The organism is Thiorhodococcus mannitoliphagus (assembly GCF_010915725.1).
GTDB lineage: Bacteria > Pseudomonadota > Gammaproteobacteria > Chromatiales > Chromatiaceae > Thiorhodococcus > Thiorhodococcus mannitoliphagus.
The window spans coordinates 1-17,949 of the sequence record NZ_JAAIJR010000049.1 but is presented as its reverse complement, the minus strand read 5'-3'; the positions used below and the strand labels follow the sequence as shown (position 1 = coordinate 17,949).

General features: G+C 63.7%; 11 protein-coding genes. 2 read left to right on the top strand and 9 right to left on the bottom strand.

Annotation, left to right across the window (positions count from 1 at the left end; translation table 11 throughout):
- The 7 genes from G3480_RS13230 to G3480_RS13200 all read right to left on the bottom strand — a co-directional run bounded on the left by G3480_RS13230 (position 1) and on the right by G3480_RS13200 (position 7,651).
- Positions 1 to 798, bottom strand: a complete 798-nt coding sequence (locus G3480_RS13230) for a phosphoadenosine phosphosulfate reductase family protein (protein ID WP_164654366.1) — start codon at positions 796 to 798, stop codon at positions 1 to 3.
- Between the two features lie 333 nt (positions 799 to 1,131).
- A complete protein-coding gene (locus G3480_RS29530; RefSeq protein ID WP_164654365.1) occupies positions 1,132 to 1,371 on the bottom strand; it encodes a type II toxin-antitoxin system MqsA family antitoxin in 240 nt (79 codons plus the stop codon).
- A complete protein-coding gene (locus tag G3480_RS29525) occupies positions 1,368 to 1,577 on the bottom strand; it encodes a DUF4258 domain-containing protein (RefSeq protein ID WP_420824624.1) in 210 nt (69 codons plus the stop codon). Before G3480_RS29525 ends, G3480_RS29530 begins: the two co-directional genes overlap by 4 nt.
- A 156-nt stretch (positions 1,578 to 1,733) precedes the next feature.
- On the bottom strand, positions 1,734 to 5,138 hold the full coding sequence (locus G3480_RS13215; protein ID WP_164654363.1) for a hypothetical protein: 3,405 nt from the start codon (positions 5,136 to 5,138) through the stop codon (positions 1,734 to 1,736).
- Positions 5,135 to 6,034 carry a DUF4007 family protein gene (locus tag G3480_RS13210; RefSeq protein WP_164654362.1) on the bottom strand — a complete coding sequence of 300 codons (900 nt, stop codon included), beginning with the start codon at positions 6,032 to 6,034 and terminating at the stop codon, positions 5,135 to 5,137. Before G3480_RS13210 ends, G3480_RS13215 begins: the two co-directional genes overlap by 4 nt.
- Complete coding sequence (locus tag G3480_RS13205; RefSeq protein ID WP_240905798.1) at positions 6,035 to 7,201, bottom strand: cysteine desulfurase family protein; 1,167 nt, start codon at positions 7,199 to 7,201, stop codon at positions 6,035 to 6,037.
- A gap of 285 nt (positions 7,202 to 7,486) precedes the next feature.
- Positions 7,487 to 7,651 (bottom strand): TraI domain-containing protein, encoded by a 165-nt coding sequence (locus G3480_RS13200; protein ID WP_276611704.1) that lies wholly within the window; start codon positions 7,649 to 7,651, stop codon positions 7,487 to 7,489.
- A gap of 496 nt (positions 7,652 to 8,147) precedes the next feature.
- Here G3480_RS13200 and G3480_RS13195 point away from each other — a divergent pair, with 496 nt between their 5' ends.
- The gene (locus tag G3480_RS13195; protein ID WP_164654360.1) at positions 8,148 to 8,849 is read left to right on the top strand and encodes a class I SAM-dependent methyltransferase; all 702 of its coding nucleotides are present in this window, start codon (positions 8,148 to 8,150) and stop codon (positions 8,847 to 8,849) included.
- 166 nt (positions 8,850 to 9,015) lie between these two features.
- On the opposite strand, the gene G3480_RS29520 is transcribed toward G3480_RS13195, so the two are convergent.
- Both G3480_RS29520 and G3480_RS13185 read right to left on the bottom strand, forming a co-directional pair.
- Positions 9,016 to 9,501, bottom strand: a complete 486-nt coding sequence (locus G3480_RS29520; protein WP_420824623.1) for a class I SAM-dependent methyltransferase — start codon at positions 9,499 to 9,501, stop codon at positions 9,016 to 9,018.
- A gap of 705 nt (positions 9,502 to 10,206) precedes the next feature.
- The gene (locus G3480_RS13185) at positions 10,207 to 17,016 is read right to left on the bottom strand and encodes an autotransporter outer membrane beta-barrel domain-containing protein (RefSeq protein ID WP_164654358.1); all 6,810 of its coding nucleotides are present in this window, start codon (positions 17,014 to 17,016) and stop codon (positions 10,207 to 10,209) included.
- Between the two features lie 60 nt (positions 17,017 to 17,076).
- Between G3480_RS13185 and G3480_RS13180 the strand changes: the two genes are divergently transcribed.
- The gene (locus tag G3480_RS13180; RefSeq protein WP_164654357.1) at positions 17,077 to 17,736 is read left to right on the top strand and encodes a TetR/AcrR family transcriptional regulator; all 660 of its coding nucleotides are present in this window, start codon (positions 17,077 to 17,079) and stop codon (positions 17,734 to 17,736) included.
- Positions 17,737 to 17,949: the final 213 nt, after the last annotated feature.

The following is a 17,949-nucleotide window of genomic DNA, read 5'->3' as shown; positions in this document are numbered from 1 at the left end:
TTAGCGCATACAAATCAAGCAAGCACTATCAGAATCGTCATCTTCATCACTAAAATTATCGATCAGCTTTTTAGAAACTTTACTCGTCTGCTTTCGGGGAAGACTCGCTTTTTTCTCCGCGCGAGATACAATTTCATCTAAACTACCACTTTGATTCCACGTATATCTTTTTCCCGTTTCCTCATCAGCCTTTTCATATTGACGCGCAAGCTCATAAAGATCCCCGTGATGCTTCTTTAAGCCCAGCCATTCTTCTTGGCGTTGAAAAAAACAAAAATAACAACCTGAGCGGCTTCTCCATTCATAATATTTTGGAAGACCAAGACCGCATGACTCTAGAATCTGCGTAACATCGTCCTTATTCAAACCGTCTTCCTTGAACGGAAACCGAGTCTTTATATTAGGTTTAGTCGACACATAACCCACTCTTGACGGCTCATCCGCACGAATTGCGATATATGAAATGACCTCATCATCACCAACATAATTTTCAAAAGGAATCAGTTTAAGATTGATCGTACACCACCTTTGCTGAGGCGATGGTAAGAAATTATTATGTAGCTTCAGGTAATAATCAAAGTCACGCCCCGCATTCAACCGAACAATCGGCTTACCGAGATAATCCTCAAGCAAATCGACAAACTCCAGGGTTTCCGGCAATTCGGCCCCAGTATCGGCGAAGAAATATTCCATTTCCGGAATCCTGTCGCGCAAATAGATTGCGAGTGCTGAGCTGTCTTTTCCACCGGAAAGCCCTAGGAGATGGCGAACAGGACGTTCTGAATTTGCTTCAGTCATTCGATGCCTCTTTTCTCGTATCCGATCGATGCGCAGATTTCCGAAGTACCGCTCGGGTCAGCGAAGCCTGATGCGATCTATCCGGCACACTGCCTGCATTGCCGTGGATGTCACCTATCGTGTCGGTCTGGATCGCTTTTATCTCATGTTTTGTCGCGGCAGCAGGCGTCGATCATCCTTCGGGCCAGTCGTCTTCTGTAGGGTGGACAAGCGCAGCGTAGTCCACCAACAACAGAGCGGGACTCGGTGGACTTCGCTCTCGCTCGTCCAGCCGACTGGTCCAACGGATGACCGAGGCCCGGCAGCATTCTCGTTTCACTTCGCGAACCCGAACTACGCCGCCTGGTCGCGCCATTCCCGAACGTCAACAAGGCTGTGTCTGGCATGAGCATCGGCAACGATCGCCTCTAGCGTCTCGGCGATATCGTCGTGAAGCCATTCTTCGCCGCACTGATCACAGATTTGTGCGGGGACATGGCGCACGACGACGACGCCAAATCCAAGGTCTGCGGTGAATGTGGTCGATCCTTGGCGCTGGTCGCCGCCACAACAAAGTGGACATGCTGGTTTCATCGCGGCTGCGTCGTTTTCATATCAGACTCAACATGGATTTCATCCGGACAATATGCAGTGATGATAAAGCAGGTCGTGGCGTTGACATCCAGCGCGACAACCACCTGAAGCGGCCGCTCGTGAGCGTCATAGATCAGGGCGCTTGGAATCGGGCGATCATCTGGGTAGGTGCTAGTAATCGCTCCTCGGCGCAAGGCATCAATCACTTCCGCCCTGTGGATCCCAGGTTCCAGTAATCGTTCCAAGACATGCTTACGCTACTCAATATGACCACTGACGATACAATGATTCAATTCCGCTTTAGCCCACATGATGGAGATGGGTCATTTTGTCGCTCGGTTCCGTGGTCGGGTTAGGCTGCGCTAACCCGACTCCGTTTGGCCGTTACCTGACATCTGTTCGAACAGGGCGGCGACCACCGCGAGCCGCACCGTTTCATCGAGATTAGCCAGGCCCTCGGCGATGCTGGCCGCCTTGCTCGCGGCGGTCTGTTGCTGATCGGCGGTGAGCTGAATCACGCGACTGATCTCACCCTGTTTGGCATCTACCCGTTTCAGTAACACCGCCCCATTGAGGATGGACTCGTTCGGCATGGCCAGGCGCAGTCGTTCCAGGTCCTTCATCTGAGTGGCCAGCTCATGCAACCGCAGTTCAGCTTGCAGACGCGTCTCCTCCCTCCACTTGGCCGGCGGCGCCTTTCCGATGAGGGTCGCAACCGACTCCAGCCAGGATTCGTCGGTGCGTTGCGCGGGATCGCAGAGACGCCGAACAAAGGCGCCTAGGCCCATGCGGTCGGGGGTGTAGCGATCGAGACCACTGTAGCGTTCGGCCACAGCTGCGCGCAGATCGCTCAGGCCCATCTGATCCCGATCCAGCAGGGTCAGGCTGAGCTGCTCTCGCCACCGCTCCAGTAAGGAGGGATAGGCGTCCTTGAGTTCATGGAGCGCCTTGACCAGGGTTTGGATGAAGGGCTCGACTTGGTCCTCCGCGGCGCTGGCGAAGGCGGTGGGAGGCAGGCCGCAGGCGGCGGGCAGCGCCTCGAAGAGCAGGACGCCGGGGCTGCTGGCTTGCCTGAAGGCCACGCGCACGGCTTGGGTCTCGGGACTGACGCCAGTGCAATGGAGACTGTATTCGGGCAGGTTCGCGATGAAGCGCACCAGCGGGCGGGCGATGTCGAGCAGGCTGGCGTCCTCGCGCACTTGACCGACCACGGAGCGGATGTAGCGGTCGAACAAGGCGCCCCGCACACCGCTGAGCGCAAAGCGTTCCAGTGAGAAGAGTCCGGGGCGGCGACAGAGCAACTCGGCCTGATCGATGGTCAGCGTCTCGCAAAAAACGCCTTCCTGATAGAGCGCCACGTCGCGCCGGTTGGCGAGGAGATAGGCCAGGATCAGCACCGGCAGCGGGCCGAGCTTCGCGCCGAAGGGCGGGCGCTGCAGATTGGCGTAGATCTCGGTCAAGCCGACCTGCCGCCCAGCGGCTTCACCGAGCTGCAGGGTGATGGCATTCCAGAGCGGGCGCAGCCGACATGGGTCCGGTCTCGGGCCGACATCGGGCGGCGGATAGAAGGCATAACGCCCCTCGACTCCGCGATGCAGTCCGCTCTCCTTGAGGACCGAGAGATAGAGGCTTTTCTCGGCGGGTGTCTTGGCGATGCCTAGGTCAGCCTGATCAGGCGCGGCGAGCATGGCGGCGAGTAAGCGCTTGCGTCCGGTATTGGCGCTAGCCGATGGCTGATCGCGGTTGATGAGTTCGTTGCGGATCCAGGGGGCATCCGGATAACAACGGGTATCCACCCAGTGCGACAGTTGGCGCTGGAGATCACGCCGATCACTCACGGGGCGCTCTTCTCCACCCCAAAACCAGGTGAGTGCACCGGGTGTCTCCAGCAGGGCACGAATCAGTTGCGAGGTTTCGCGCTCGGCATTTGCAAGCCAGGCGCGATGCTCGCGCTGGGCGACAGGATCCTGATGCAGGGTCGCGTGCCGTTTCGGCAGCTCGCGCAGTGCAATCCATTCCACGAGCGATTCGCGTAGTCGGTCCGTGAAGCGACAGAGCGCAACGACCCCTTTCTTCGGGATCGCGCCGAGATTCGGTTCCTCGTGCTCCTCCGCAAGGTAGAACCAGAGCCGCAAGGCCCCTTCGTCTTCAACCTGGGGTGGCCAGCCGTCGCGGGCGATAAATGTCGGCTGGAAGCTTCTGAGCGAGCCAGTTTGGATGGTCGAGCGACGCGCGACGATCGGTTTATAAGGCGAGAGCTGATTGAGGGTTTCGGCGAGCGGGAGGTTGATTTGTTCGGCGACGGCCTCTTGGAGCGCGGCACGCAGATCGAAGTCGCTGCCGGCCCAAACCCGGTATTCCTGACTGTAGTGCCGGAACTGGAGAATCGAGGCGCGTTCGAGACGCTCGATCAGGGCATCCAGTCTGGCCCCGAACAGCAGCGCCAGGAGCGGCTGGCTGGCCTTGAGTCCGCGTTGCGCGCCGATCAGGTTGCACAGTCCGACGGTCTTGATGAGTTTGACCGCGTCATCCTCGGGAGCGGCGTCGAAGCGTTCCAGGGCGGTGACGACCTCCATCCAGCGATGGTAGGTGAGCGGATCAGAGAAACCGGCGCTTTGGTTGAGGATGAAGTAGTCATAAAGCTCCCAGGGCTCGATCCAATCGCCCGCACGGAGCTTACTCAGCCGCTCGCCGAATCCGAATGGCTCATGGCTGCCGAGGTAGGAAAAGAGCGTGCGTTCGTTCTGGGCGACCTTCTGACAGAGAACCGGCAAGATCAGCAGCGTCAGCGGGTGCAGGGGATAACAGCGCGCAAACAGGGCTTGCGCTGGAGCCTTGAGGAGCCCCGCCGGCAAGGCACCCTCGGTGGCCAGGATTTCGGTCGTCTGCGCCAGTTGGTTGCTCAGGTCGGAGCTGAGCGCACCGTCGCGCTCGAAGGCGGCGGCGACGATGCGCAGCGCCTGCTCGGCGGGCTCCAGAAAGGCGATCGCACCGAAGCGCCCCTGGACCTTCTGCCATTCCTCACGCAGCGGTTTACCAAGGCGGTGGGCGTAATGCTCGAAGGCCTGATGGAGCATGACCACCAGATGCAGGGGCGCGGCGCTTGGTTCCTGGGCCTGCTCGGCCAGCAGTTGCAGCAGGTGGATCTCACGATGCTGGGGATGATGGGACTCGTACTCCAGAAATTTGCCCAGCTCGTCGATCTCGATGAGTAGACCCGAGCCACCGGCATCGGACCAAAGACGCTGGACGCGACGGATCAGCGTCAGGACATCGTCCATCGGATAGCCCGGCTGGGCGGCGGCGCGGATGTCGTCGATCAGTTTGGCGTTCAGTTCCGCTTTCTTGGCCGCGGCGGCGAGTGCGAGCAGGAGTTGGCGCACCACGGAGTCCGGTAGGCCGTTGATCTGGATGACGAGGAAGCCACGCGATCCGCTCAAGGCCTTCTGAAGGCGCGCTGCCAGGGCTGGAGCATGGGTGCGCAAGGTGCTCAGCGCGGCCTGGTGCGCACGCGATTGTCCTGGGGCGACCAGCGCGGACAGGAAGAGACCGAAGGCCGACTTTCCGGAGCCATAGGGGCCAATCAGCGCCTGAGCACGCCCGGCCGTCTCCCGCTCCATGCCTTCGATGAACTGAGTGAGTGCCTGCAGCGCCCGCGAGGTCGGCAGATAGGACTGGATCAGCTCCAGATTTTCGCCATCGCGCGGCAAGTTGATCGAGCGGGTATAGACGCCTCGAATCCGAATCGATCGAGCCAAGGTGCTCATACCGCCTGACTCCGATGGTAGCCGCGCAGTAGGTCCAGCGGACTCTCGATCGCGCCGCGACGGTAGAGCTGATGCAGGCCAGCGGTATCGCGCAATTCGTAGCTCTCGGGGTAGCCTTCCATGACCTGTTCGAGGGTGCTCATGAGTCCTTCTTCGTTCAGACGAAAGATTGAGCCAGGTGCCGCCCATCCGTCACCACCATAGAGCAGCACACGAATGGGCAGCGCGGGCTGCGTGGGGTCGGCCTGAAAGCGCTGGGCAAGCGCGAAATGCAGGGCGATCGGGGGTAGGAAGGCACGCGCGAGCCGCGGGCTGCGGTAGTGTCGACCCGCTTCCGCCTCGATCAGGCCCAAGTCGCCCAAGGGGGAGTCCAGGTGATCATCGCCACGCTCGGCGGTCGGGGCGTACATCCGCAGAAGGGTCGAGATGTCAGATTTCAGCGTGCTGGCCGAGCGACGCGCCTTCAACTCCTGATCGACGAACTCGGTGAGCGCGGAGAGTGCCTCTCGGTCCTCGAAACGCGGCATGGCAAAACGGTCGAAGAACCAGTAAAAGCCGGTCGCCTGTTGGGCGTTGGAGGCAATCAGCCAGTGGAGAATCCACAGCGTCGCCTCGTCTTCGAGATACCGATCGCCCTGATCGCCGAGCAGAACCTCGCCCAGCTCCGTTGGCTCTCCGACGCCGTTCTTGAAGGCGACGACGCCACTCGCTTGCAGCCAATATTGGATGGCGTTCGCCATGTTGCGTCCAACCCCGAGCACGACCATGGCACTCTCTGGCACGCTGAAGATATCGGGCGTCTCGCGGAGCGCGTCGATTCCCTTGGTCAGCCAGGCATGGCGCAGCGGAAAGGTTTCGTGCCGGCCGAAGGTGGACTTGTCGCGATTCAGCTTCAACTAACTCAACTCCTGTAGGCGACGAGCCGCCGCGACGATGTTGTCCACGGCCGTCGCGATGTCTTCAAGCGAATGGGCGCGGTCGAAGCTGATCCGAACCGCGCCATAGAGGTCTGCTCCCTCGATCCCCATGGAGCGCAGCACATGCGAAGGCTCGATGGTGCCCGATGAGCAGGCGGAGCCGGAGGCGATGGCAAGAACCCCAGCAAGCTGGTTGATCAAGGCGTCGCTGCCGATCCCGTCGAGACTGAGATTGAGGATGTAGGGCGATGCCTGCTCGGGATGGCCGTGGATTTGGATCTTCAGCCGGGTGGCGAGCGACTGGATGAAGTGACGCTTGAGCTGGGCGACATGCGTAAGATCGCATCCGCGGCGGCTCGCGGCCAGTGTGAGTGCGGCAGAGAGTCCGACGATCTGGTGGGTCGGCAAGGTGCCAGGACGCAGTCCGAATTCTTGTCCGCCGCCATACATGAGCGGACGCAACCTCAGTTGACGTCGGTTGCGCACGATCAGGCAGCCGATTCCCTTTGGGCCATGGAATTTGTGCGCCGAGATCGACAGGAGATCGATCGGCGTCTCGTCGAGCCGGATCCGGAGCTTGCCCGCCGCTTGAGCCGCGTCGACATGCAGCAGCACGCCGTGCTCGGCAGCCAATGCGGCAACGTCCTCGATCGGCTGCAGGACGCCGGTCTCGTTGTTGGTGTGCATCAGGGAGATCAAAAGCGTGTCGGGCCGGATGGCCGCCTCGACCGCTTCGGGTGGGATGCGCCCCCAGCGGTCGGGCGGCAGGTAGCTGACCTCGAACCCGTCGCGCTCCAGCGACTCGCAACAGGCGAGCACGGCATGATGCTCGATGCGGGAGGTGATGAGATGACGACCCTGCTCGGCATGGGCCAGCGCGAGTCCGCGTAGGGCGAGATTGTTGGCCTCGGTGGCGCCTGCGGTGAAGATGACTTCATCGGGGTCGCAGCCGAACTCCGCGGCCACCTCAGCGCGCGCGCCCGCGACGACTGCTGCGGCGGCCTGTCCCTGCGCATGGGCTGAGGACGAGGGATTGGCGAAGGTGCGCGGATTTTCGAGCTGCTCGACCATGGCGGCCAGCACCTCGGGCGCAATCCGCGTGGTCGCCGCTGTGTCGAGATAAAGAGGCAGACTCTTCGCGTCCAATCTAGTTTCCATTCATGCGCGAAGCCAACGGCAATGATGGCTTCGTCCTGATCCGATCAGGGGGGTTCCTGAAAAGCGGTCTGGAAAAACGTGTGGGGGGCGAATTCATTCGCCCAACCGCCGGACCAAGGGCGAATGAATTCGCCCCTACAAATGTCTCGACCATGATTTCCAGACAGCTTCTGAAGTCGAGCCAGCTGGAGATCTCGTCTCTCGCTGCCGGTGAAGCGAGATACTGGCAGATACCTGAGCAGTTGTGCAGATTAACAGTCAATTATGTGCGCGTCATCGCATCTCAGGAGCTCTGCACTGGAAGGCGACTTCGAGCCCATGGCGGAAGAGTCCGCCGGCGCCGCGATGATGCTGGGTTTCCAAAGCCCGGAGCAGATGGGCGAAGGCGGCATAGCGCTCGATGAGCGGCAAGGTCGGCATCGCGGTAGGGAGAGTCAACGCCGCCATCCCAGAGGCGGCCCACGCCCAGGGGCTGACCGCAGCGACCCGCGCTCCAGTTCCTGTTCGGCCATCCTCGCCCTGCCGCCCTTGGCAGGGCTTTTTTGTGCGCCGAGGACCACCTTCTTGATCAGCCTGAAAGGGTCCAGCCTGCAATCAACCGATCCTGTGCCATCATTGGACCATCGTTTCCTGGTGGGCGGACGCCATGCAACGCTGGATCCATGCGGAGAAGGATCGCTATGACCTGGTCGATCTGGTTCAGGACCTGCTCGGCGACTGGACGCTGGTGCTATGCTGAGGCGCACTCGGCTCCCGGCGCGGACGCCTGCGGGATGAGGAACGGCTCACCGATGTCCTGAAACAGGCCGGACCTGGAGCGTGACACGGACGCTGGTTTGGATGCTTCGCCCAGAGCTGCTCGCGGAGGTCTCCCGCTGAGATTGACCGACGCCAAGCATTCGATGATGTCGACCGAAGACGAGGTGAACGCCTGATGCCCATCGCCCGATTGATCCGCAGCTCAGCGCTAGTGGTCGCTCTGCTGCTCGTCCTTCCGCTCTTGGCGGTCGCCGAATCCCCAGCAGTCGGACCTGAGATGAACGCCTACTACCATGGCGCCGACCCCCAGCGCTGGGAATCCATCTTCGAGCGCAGCGGCCGAGAGGTCTTCGACCGGCGCTTCGAGATTCTGCAGGCGCTGCAGATTCCTCCCGGACTGCGGATCGCCGATGTCGGCGCCGGGACCGGACTCTTCACACTGCGCTTTGCCGAGGCGGTGGGTCCGAGCGGGAGGGTCTATGCGGTGGACATCTCGGAATCCTTCGTCGACTCGATTCGGCGTCGTGCACGCGCCGAAGGACTCGAGAATGTGGTGCCGGTGGTCAACCAGCAGACAAGCGTCGCGTTAGATCCCGCCAGTGTCGATCTGGTCTTCCTGTGCGACACCTACCATCACTTCGAGTATCCGGACGCGATGCTCGCCGCTATCCGCGAAGCACTGGCACCCGGCGGCGTGCTCGCGATCATCGACTACCGACGGGAGCCGGACATCAGCGCGCCGTGGATCCTCGAGCATGTCCGGGCTGATCGCCGCACCGTCATCAAGGAGGTCTCGCAGGCCGGGTTTGTCCTCATCGATGAGCCGCTCGAGCTGCGCGAGAACTTCTTCATCCGGTTCCGCAAAGGCAACCCCTGATCCACCGCCTCGCCCGAGCGCCAGAGGCACGACGCGGGAAGCGACCGACGCCTTTGCGTCACCCGGACGATCACCGCCGACGCCCCAGAGCCACTCGCGTCTCATTGCCCCAGAACGCCGAACGATTGGCCTGGACCTTGGCTTCCGAGAAAACGCCGAGCACGCCCTATAAGAATCGCGGCTCAGTGGCTTGGACGTCGGCTTCGCCGCCATTTGGCTTCTCGAAGTGAATGACATACGCCAAGCGGTGACCAAAGAAGGCTCGCTCACGAAAACCGGTTGGGATCGCCAGGCCCGCAACGGTGCGACGAGACTGGAAGTGCGGATCGAAGATGACCTCAACGACGGCCAGAAGCCCGCCGGGCTTGAGTGCGCCGAAGAGTTCGGCGAGCGCGGCCGCGCGGTCGGGAATCCCCCCAAGGACAGTGACCAAGACCGCGCGATCAAAGTGATTGGCGGGGAGCTTGCCCTCGCCAAGCCCACCCGTGACAAAGGCGACGTTCGTGAGACCGGCAGCCTCCGTCTTTGTCTGAGCTCGGGCCAGCATTCCGGGCTGGATGTCTAAGGCAACGACACGCCCGGTCGGGCCAACACTACTGGCTAGAGGAACGGTCAGGCGACCCGGACCGCATCCCGCATCCAGAACCTGCATCCCAGGCGCGAGGTCAAGCGTTTCGACAATGAACGCCGCTCGGTTTGTCTTTGTGAAGGGGTTGTCGAGTTCGACGAGCCAACGCAGCCAAACCGGACAGGGCAGGCTAAGACGACGGGAAGAGAAGCGCCATGTGGTCGCGACAAGCGCAGTCGCGATGATGGCCAGAAGAATGATGATCGATGTAGTCATAAGGGTCTGAGGTTGGTAGCGGCCAAAAAGGAGCTAAGAAAGCGTCCATCAACAACTTCCCCCCCTTTCGCAAAGGGGGGGCTAGGGGGGATTTCGGGCGGCATCGCTCGCATCGGGAAACAATTGATGGACACTTTCTAAGTCCCAGGAACGGTCACTCAGTCCGGTAGGCAGAACAGGGCGGAATCGGCCAACTGCGGTCACGTTCATCTTGACAAGGAGTGTCTGCTCAATCCGACAAACCGGACGTTGAATGCTCAAAAAATCAAGCCGTTAGAATGCCCCATTTCCTGTTATGAGTATGAGATCGAGTCGGTCTTTCCATCTCCCCAAGGTTTCTCCGACAGCCCTTCGCATCACTGAGCCAGCCCGGCCGAAACGACGCCACCGAGCGGGCGTTGACACGACTCTGGCAACGGGTTTGCCGGCAGCCATGCCTCGGTAGTTTGGGAGAGATGCCAAACGCTGAACCCGAAGCGCGGGCAGTAGCGATGAGTTGCCGCTCATCGTCGCTCAGAAGCGATACGCAAACCGCAGGCCGCCGCTGTGCGCGAGATAGCCGTCGCCGGACTGCATTCCATACTCGAGGCGCGCCTCGAAACCCTCGTTCTGATAGACCTGCACACCGAAATCGATGGTCCCCACACGCCTTGGCAGCCGACGCTCCGTGGTAAAAGAGCCGGCCGAGGCCGGCCCGCCGATGAACCGGGCCTCTCGCTGCCAGCTCGGGTCATCCAGCCAGGTCATCCCGCCGCGAAGGTACAACCTGACGATCCAGTCATCTTGAAGATCGATGCGCGCGCCGGCCTCAAGCATCGGCGACATCGCCAGGGTCGTCTTGCTGCTGGACTCGATGATGAGCCCGTACCAGTTATCTCCCGACTCCCGAAAGGATGGGCTGTCGCTCTGGACCATGTCCAGGTCGAGGTAGGGCCGCAAGTACCAGCCCTCCAACGGCAGCGTATACGCCGCCCGCAGGCGCCCGGCGATGACCGTGGCATCGCTGCTGCTCGTCAGCTCCGCCTGCTCGTTGTGCCACTGGAACCACCGCCGATTGTCGGACCACTGCTTGCTCAGGTTGAGCGCCGCCGCGAACAGCCAACGCTCCCACTGCTTTTTCAGCGCAAGGCTGAAATCGAAGGCTTCGCCATTGCTACGCGACGCGATGTCGTGCATCTCGGTCGTCGTCTCGCGATAGGCACCGGAGGCGCCGAGGAACCAGCCATTGCCGAGCCCGTACTGTCCGCCGATGCGCAGGCCAGAGCTTCTAATGTCGTACTCGGGGCTGTGGGCATCACCGTCACGATGGATGTCCTCGCCGATGACGCTAGCCCAGGTACAGGTGCCCTCGGTCAGCAGCGTGCCGTCACCGGCAAAACCTGGGCAGCTCAAGGACGCCGACAGCCCGGCACGGGCGCTTGCGGCCAGGTCGCTGGCATCGGCGGCGATGTTCTGCGACGAGAGCTGCGCGAGCAGGTTGCTATAGTCGGTGCTGTTGTTGATCCCGGCCAGCGTGCCGAACACCGGCGCCCAGGTCTGCTGCTCGCTAGTGCTCGCGCTGCTCATCGCGTTCCAGTGGCTGCTGAGATGGCTCGCAACCGCGCCATCGGAGCCCTTGATCAGGCCGCTCCCGCCCTGGAAGTTTGCCGTCGGGACCAGCGTCAGATTGGCACCATCCACGTTCAGCGCCCACTCGAATAGCAGGCTGTCCGCAAACCCGGGTGCGCCATTGATGGCCGGCGTGCCGTCGCCCCCCATCACCTGACCAATCAGATAGGGGCCTGGCAGTAGGCTATTGGCCAGCGGCACGATGGTGCCGCCATCGATCACGAGCTGCCCATAAACCTGCATCAGATCCGCGGTCTGATCACCCAGGGCGTCAATATCGACATGCCAGTCGCCTTGGTTGCTGAACAGCGCGGTCTGAGAGACGTCGTCACTGGCTGTTTGCACCAGGTTGGTGAGCGTCGTGGTGGCAACGGTGCCGTCACCGCCGATGCTGAATTGGCCGCCAGACGCATTGGTCAAGTTCTGGACGTGACTCAATGACGATCCGGCATTGAAGATGCCTGAGTTATTGATCATCCCGTTGAGGTCTGGAGCCGCGGAGCCGGGCGCACTCTGCGAGCCCAGATCGACGGTGCCGCTCAGGGTGCCGCCGGCCTCGATCGTGATATTGGTCCGGCCAAGTACGCTCTGGATGGCGCCGCCGTCGATGCCGTCGACATTCCCGACGACGCCGCCGGATGCGATGGTGACGGTGTTGCCGGTGCTCGCGGCGATGCCCATGCTGCCGCCGGCGACCAGGATGCCCCAGCCGTTGTGGCCGCCGGTGACGGTGCCGGCGACCGAGACCGTGATGGGCGCCGTGTTGGTATAGTCTCCGCCGGTGCTGGCTTGGGCGAGGATGCCGTGGGACCCGGTCCCGGTGGCCTTCACGACGCCGCCGGCGCCGACGCTGATGTCGATGGCCCCGTTGACGCCCCAGTGCGGCGTGGCACCGTCCGGATAGTCGCTTTCAGCGAAGGCCGCTTGGCCAACGTACTCGCCGGGCGCGATCCCGCCGCCGCCGGCGATGGACTGCGCAACGACGCCATGCGCGTTATCGCCTTGGGTGACTACCTGTCCATCGATGCTAATGCTCAGGTCGCCGGCGTTGGCATCCTGGGTACCGCTGGCCGTCGGGCCGCCATTGGCCCAGAGTGCGCTGGCATCGAGCGCCTGGCTCAGATCGCCGAGCAGGCCGCCGCTGCCGCCGATGGACTGAGCGACGATGCCCCAGGCCCCGTCGCCGTAAGTGGTCACACTGGCGCCGCTGTCGAGGCTGATATCGATATCGCCGCCATTGCCGCTGATTTGCCCCGAACTCGGTGCCAGCCATCCGAGGCCATGCTCGTAGCTTTCGTAGAGGGCGCTGACCTGCCCGCCGCCGCCGCCGATGGACTGCGCCAGGATGCCGACGGCGCGGGCGCCAGTGGTCAGCACTTGACTGCTGTCTTGCAGCGTGACCGTCACCGTATCGCCGTCGCCATAGGCACCAAGGGTGCCGCCGATGGATATGGACAGATCGCTGCTGTCGTCCCAGATCGTCGACGGGTCGTTATTGCCGAGACAGAGGCTGGCGCTGTTGCCGAGGTCGACGCTGGCGACCGAATTGGTGCAGCCGGCGCTCGCGCTGCCGCCACCACCACCGATCGACTGCGCCAGGATGCCGAAGGCGTCATCGCCGGCGGTCCAGGTCAGCCCCTGGCCGGACTGAGTGATGTTAACGCTGCCGCCATCACCGCCGGCCCCACCATTGCCATCCCAACCCGCGCCCAAGCCGATCGTCGAGCTGTTGTCCACGGTCCCCTCGGCGCCGTAGCCGCCGCCACCGCCGATACTCTGCGCGAGGATAGCGTAGGCGCCGTAACCCGCAGTCTGGATGGTACCCGGGTTGGCGATGCCGACCTGGCCGCCATCGCCGGCGCTGCCGCCACCTCCGCCGACGCTGACGGTGGCCGTGTAGGTGCCGGCCTTCGCGTTGCCCTCGTCGTCTGTCGTCGGCCCCAGGAAGACGGCGTTGGACGACGAGGTCGCGGCACCGCCGCTGCCGCCGCCACCGCCGATGGAGTGGGCGAGGATGCCGTGCGCACGTGTGCCCAGCGTGGTGAGGGTTGCCCCGCTTGCATTGGTGAGGCTGACAACGCCGCCGTTGCCGCTGACACCGCCGCTTCCACCGACACCGACATTGGCGTTGTAGCTGTTGTCCGGGGGATTGAGCCAGTCCTCGACTTGGCCCGCCTTGCCGATGCTGGCGGCCGGGTCGGCGCTGCCGCCGCTACCGCCGCCACCGCCGATGGACTGGGCCAAGATGCCGACGGCATCGCCGCCGGTGACCACCGTCTGGCCGGCGCTGTTGGTCTGGGTCGCGCCGGTCGCGATACTGCCGGCGTTGGTGATGCTGACGCCGCCGCCATCGCCACCGTAGCCGCCCTTGCCGCCCACCGCGAGATTGATCTGCAAGGTATCGCCGCTGGCCGCGGCGCTGCCGCCGGAGGCATCGCCGCCGCCGCCGCCGATGGACTGCGCATGCAGCCCGCGCGCGGTCGAGCCGGTGGTGATGATCCGACTGCTGGCGGCATTGGTCAGGGTCACCGATCCGCCGTCGCCGCCGTCGCCTCCGGAGCCGCCGACGCCAGTGGTGACATCAATGGCCGTGTCGGTGTCATCGCCCAGATTCGGGCTGGACGCACTCGAGCTACCGGTGCCGCCGGTGCCGCCACCGCCGCCGATCGACTGCGCAAGGACGCCGGTGGCATGCTGGCCATGGGTCTGGATGCCGCCATCGCAGCCGGGGCAATTCGTCGTCGGCCCGTTGCCCACCGTGACGGTCCCGCCGCCGCCTGCACCGCCGCCGCTGCCGCCGAGACTGACCGCGAGCTTGATCGTCGGCATCTCGCCCTCGATGGCATAGGACGCCGCGGTGGCGTCGCCGCCGCTGCCGCCACCACCGCCGATGGACTGGGCCAAGACCCCGTAGGAGACGTCGCCGGCGCTCTGGATCTGCCCGGCATTGCTGACCGAGATGGCCTGACCGCTGCCACCGTCGCCACCGCTGCCGCCGATGGCGAAGTCGGCGGTGATGGTCGGGATGTCGTCCGCCGGCAATCCGAGCGACTTGGCCGCGGCGCTGCCGCCGGTGCCCCCGCCGCCGCCGATGGACTGCGCCAGGATGCCCACCGCGTCGGCGCCATCGAGCTGTGGTCCGATGGTCGGTCCATAGCCGCAGCCGCTGGCGGAGGTGATGCAGCCGGTCTGAATGATGCCGTCGTTCTCGATGCTCAGGCTGCCGCCGTCACCACCATTGCCGGCGTTGCCGCCGACCGCGATCGCCAGCGTAATGATGCCGACGTCATAGGTCGAGGCCGCGCCGCCGTCGCCGCCGCCACCGCCGATGCTGTGGGCGAGCAACCCGATGGCCTGGTTGCCGCTGGTCCGCAAGCGGGTCTGATTGGTGATGTCGATGGCACCGCCGTCGCCGCCGCTACCGCCGGCCCCACCGATCGCGACCGATGCGAGCTGATAGAAGCTCGTGGCGCTGCCGCCGTTGCCGCCGCCCCCGCCGATCGATTGGGCATGTACCGCTTTGGAGAACAGGCCGGCGGTCGTGATGGCGCCGCTGCCATCGTCGCTCAGCGTCACATTGACCTCACCGCCGTCCCCACCGTTGCCGCCCTGACCACCGAGCGCGGCGACCAGACCCCAGGCATTGGCGCCATTGCCACCACCGCCGCCGATGGACTGGGCCAGGATGCCTTGGGCGTTGTGTCCGTAGGTCGTCACGGTGCTGCCGCTGGTCGTGCTCACATTGACCGTCCCACCGCTGCCGCCGCCGCTGCCGTCGGCATCCTTGGCGCCGACGAAGACCGGCGGCGCATTGGAGCTGCCGCCGCCACCGCCAATGGACTGCGCGACGATGCCGATGGCCGCATCACCGCCGCCGGATGCGGCGCCCGTGGTGACGCTGCCGCCATGGGTCAGGTTGACCTCGGCGCCGTTGCCGCCCGGGCTGTCGGCCGTCGCCTGGCTGCCGAGGTAGGCCGACTGGCCGTCGCTGTCCTGATTCAGCAGCCCGCCGCCACCGCCGCCGCTGAGGGCCAGCAGGCCGAAGGCGCTGTCACCGCTGGTCTGCACGCTGCCGGTGTTGGTCAGGGTCACCGCCTGTCCGGAGACCTGGTCGTCATTGGTCAAGGTTCCGACATTACCCAGGGTGTTCTGCGCATTGGCATCGGCATTGGTCAGAAAGCTGGCCCCGCCCACGCTGAGCGCGGCCAGACCGATGCCCATGCTGCCTGTCGTGGTCACCTCGCCTGCACTTTTCAGCGTAACCTGCCCCGGGGTGCCCGGGGCGACGGCGTTCGCGGTGTTGACCGAGAACGGATCGATATCGGACAGGGCGCCGGCACTGATCGCCAGCGCGCCGAGCGAGAGGCTGGTGCCTCCGTTGACGCTGATGCTACTGTCCGCGTCAAGGTCGATGCTGACCGCGCCACCGGCGCCACCGAGGCCGGGTTCGGCATTGCCGGCGGCGCTGGTTGCCAGGATGCCAAGGCCACCGTTACTGAGCATGATCGAGCCGCCGGTCAAGGTCACTTCGACCGCGCCACCATTGCCGGCGCCGGCGCTGTGATCGCCGGAGCTGTAGCTATAGGCGTTGTAGTCGGCGCCTAAGGAGATCGCACGAATGCCGACTACCTCGGTCGCGGACCCGCTCAGCTCAATCTGCCCCTGATGATCGATCTGAACGCTTCCGCCATCGCCGCCCATCGCATTCGTGATGTGCCAGCTCTGACCCTGGCCGCCCTGGCTTAAGGCATTGAGTCCATAGGTTGGATACGCGTTGCTCCCGACGTCCATTCCGATACTGCCACCGGCATCAATGGTGATGCTCACCGTGCCGCCGTCGCCGCCGTCGCCGGCCATATCGTCGTCATGGGTCTTGTTGCCGACGCCCATGCCGCCGATGGAGTAAGCGCCGATGCCGGTGTAGGCCATCGGTGTGTAGGCCGCGCCAGCGGGCGGTGGCGCCACGCCCGATTCGGAGTTGTTCTGAACCTCGAGCTGACCGGCGTTGATGATCGTGACCGTGCCGCCGTCTCCCCCGTTGAAGTCGGCTTGCACCGTCTCATCGGCGGGATAACCATCGGGTCCAACAGACGCGGCGGCGAGCACCCCGCCGCCGGCAAGCGCGGGACCGCCCGCAGGATTGGTCGTTAGCGCGAGGGCGGACGGCGTCTGGATGTCAATGGTCAGCGCGGCCTGATTGGTCAGCGTGATGCTGGAGCCGTTCTGCTGCCCCTGCGCCGGGACGAACTGCGTCCCGCCGGAGGTCGCGGGATAGGAACCGGCGGACTGGCCCAGGGAGCCCAGGGTCAGATACTGGGCGGTTGCACCGCCCGCGGTTGCACTGCCTTGCAGCGTCACGTCGAGCGGATACTGATCCTGGAACGGACTGACGTTGTAGGTGACCGGATTGATCCCGGTCACATAAGTGTTGGATGGAAAGGCTGGCAGGTAAAGAGTGCAGTTCAGCCCGCTACCGCTCGCTGGCGTTGCACAGGACCCCAGCGCCCCTTCGACGGCTACGACGCTCGGCAGGTCGGGACCGCCATTGGCATTCGTGACGGCGCCCCCTGGCCGATCGACCTGCTCGCTCGCGCCTGCCGTGAGGACAGTGCAGCAGGCCAAGAGCGGCCCAAGACCACGATGCCAACCAATGACCTTGAGCGGGAATCCGGCGTGGCGATCGCCGCTGTCGGTGCTAGGATGTTGGGCGCTCATCGGGCATAGCCTCCTACGGCCAAATAGTAAACTGAACAGGGCAGTATCAGTTTAGACCACATGACAGCCTTTTCCGAACAACAGACCGCGCCATCGCCTCCACGCTCGGGCCGCGGCCGGCCGCGCAGCGAAGCCAAACGTGCGGCGATCATGCAGGCCGCCGCGCGGTTGTTCCTGGAGCAAGGCCCCCAGGCCATCAGCATGGATCGTGTCGCTGCTGTCGCCGGTGTCTCGAAGCGGACGGTCTACGCGCACTTTGGCAGCAAGGAGGGACTGTTCGAGGCCTGCACCCGCTGGCAGTCACGCACGCGCCGACTCGAAGGCGCGCTGCTCCAGGTCGACGAGGATGCGCGCACGGCCTTGTTTCGGACGATCCGGCGGCTGATGCAGCTGGTACTGGATCCAGCGGTGATCGCGATGTGCCGGGTGGTGCAGTACGAGGCCACCGAGCATCCGGAAGTGGCCGCGCAGTTCTTCGAGAACGGCCCGCGGCAGAGTCACGCGGTGATCGTTGCCCTGCTCGAAGCGCTGCGCGCGCGCGGCGATCTGCGCATTGATGAGCTGGACACCGCTGCCTGGCAGCTGATCAACCTGTCCTTTGGTACCTTCCGGATGCGACTGATGCTGAATCTGATCGATTGCGTGCCCGAGGCTGAACTCGACGCCCATTTGCGCCGCACAACCGACGATTTCCTGCGTCTGTACGGAGCCTTCGGCTAGCTGACGTATTCCATAGGAGTTCAATCCGCCAAGACGTCCGCTATGGAGTGGATTGCCGACGTCGCTGTTGGTAGAAACACTGTCTGTTGTGGGTCCTGAGCACCCTCCGACAACGCTGGCTCGAGCTGCCGCTTCTAGGATTTACCCGTCCAGCAGCGGTCAGTCGTGAGCGACGGCTTCCGAGCGCTCTTGAGGCTCTCCGCCTTGCGTGGT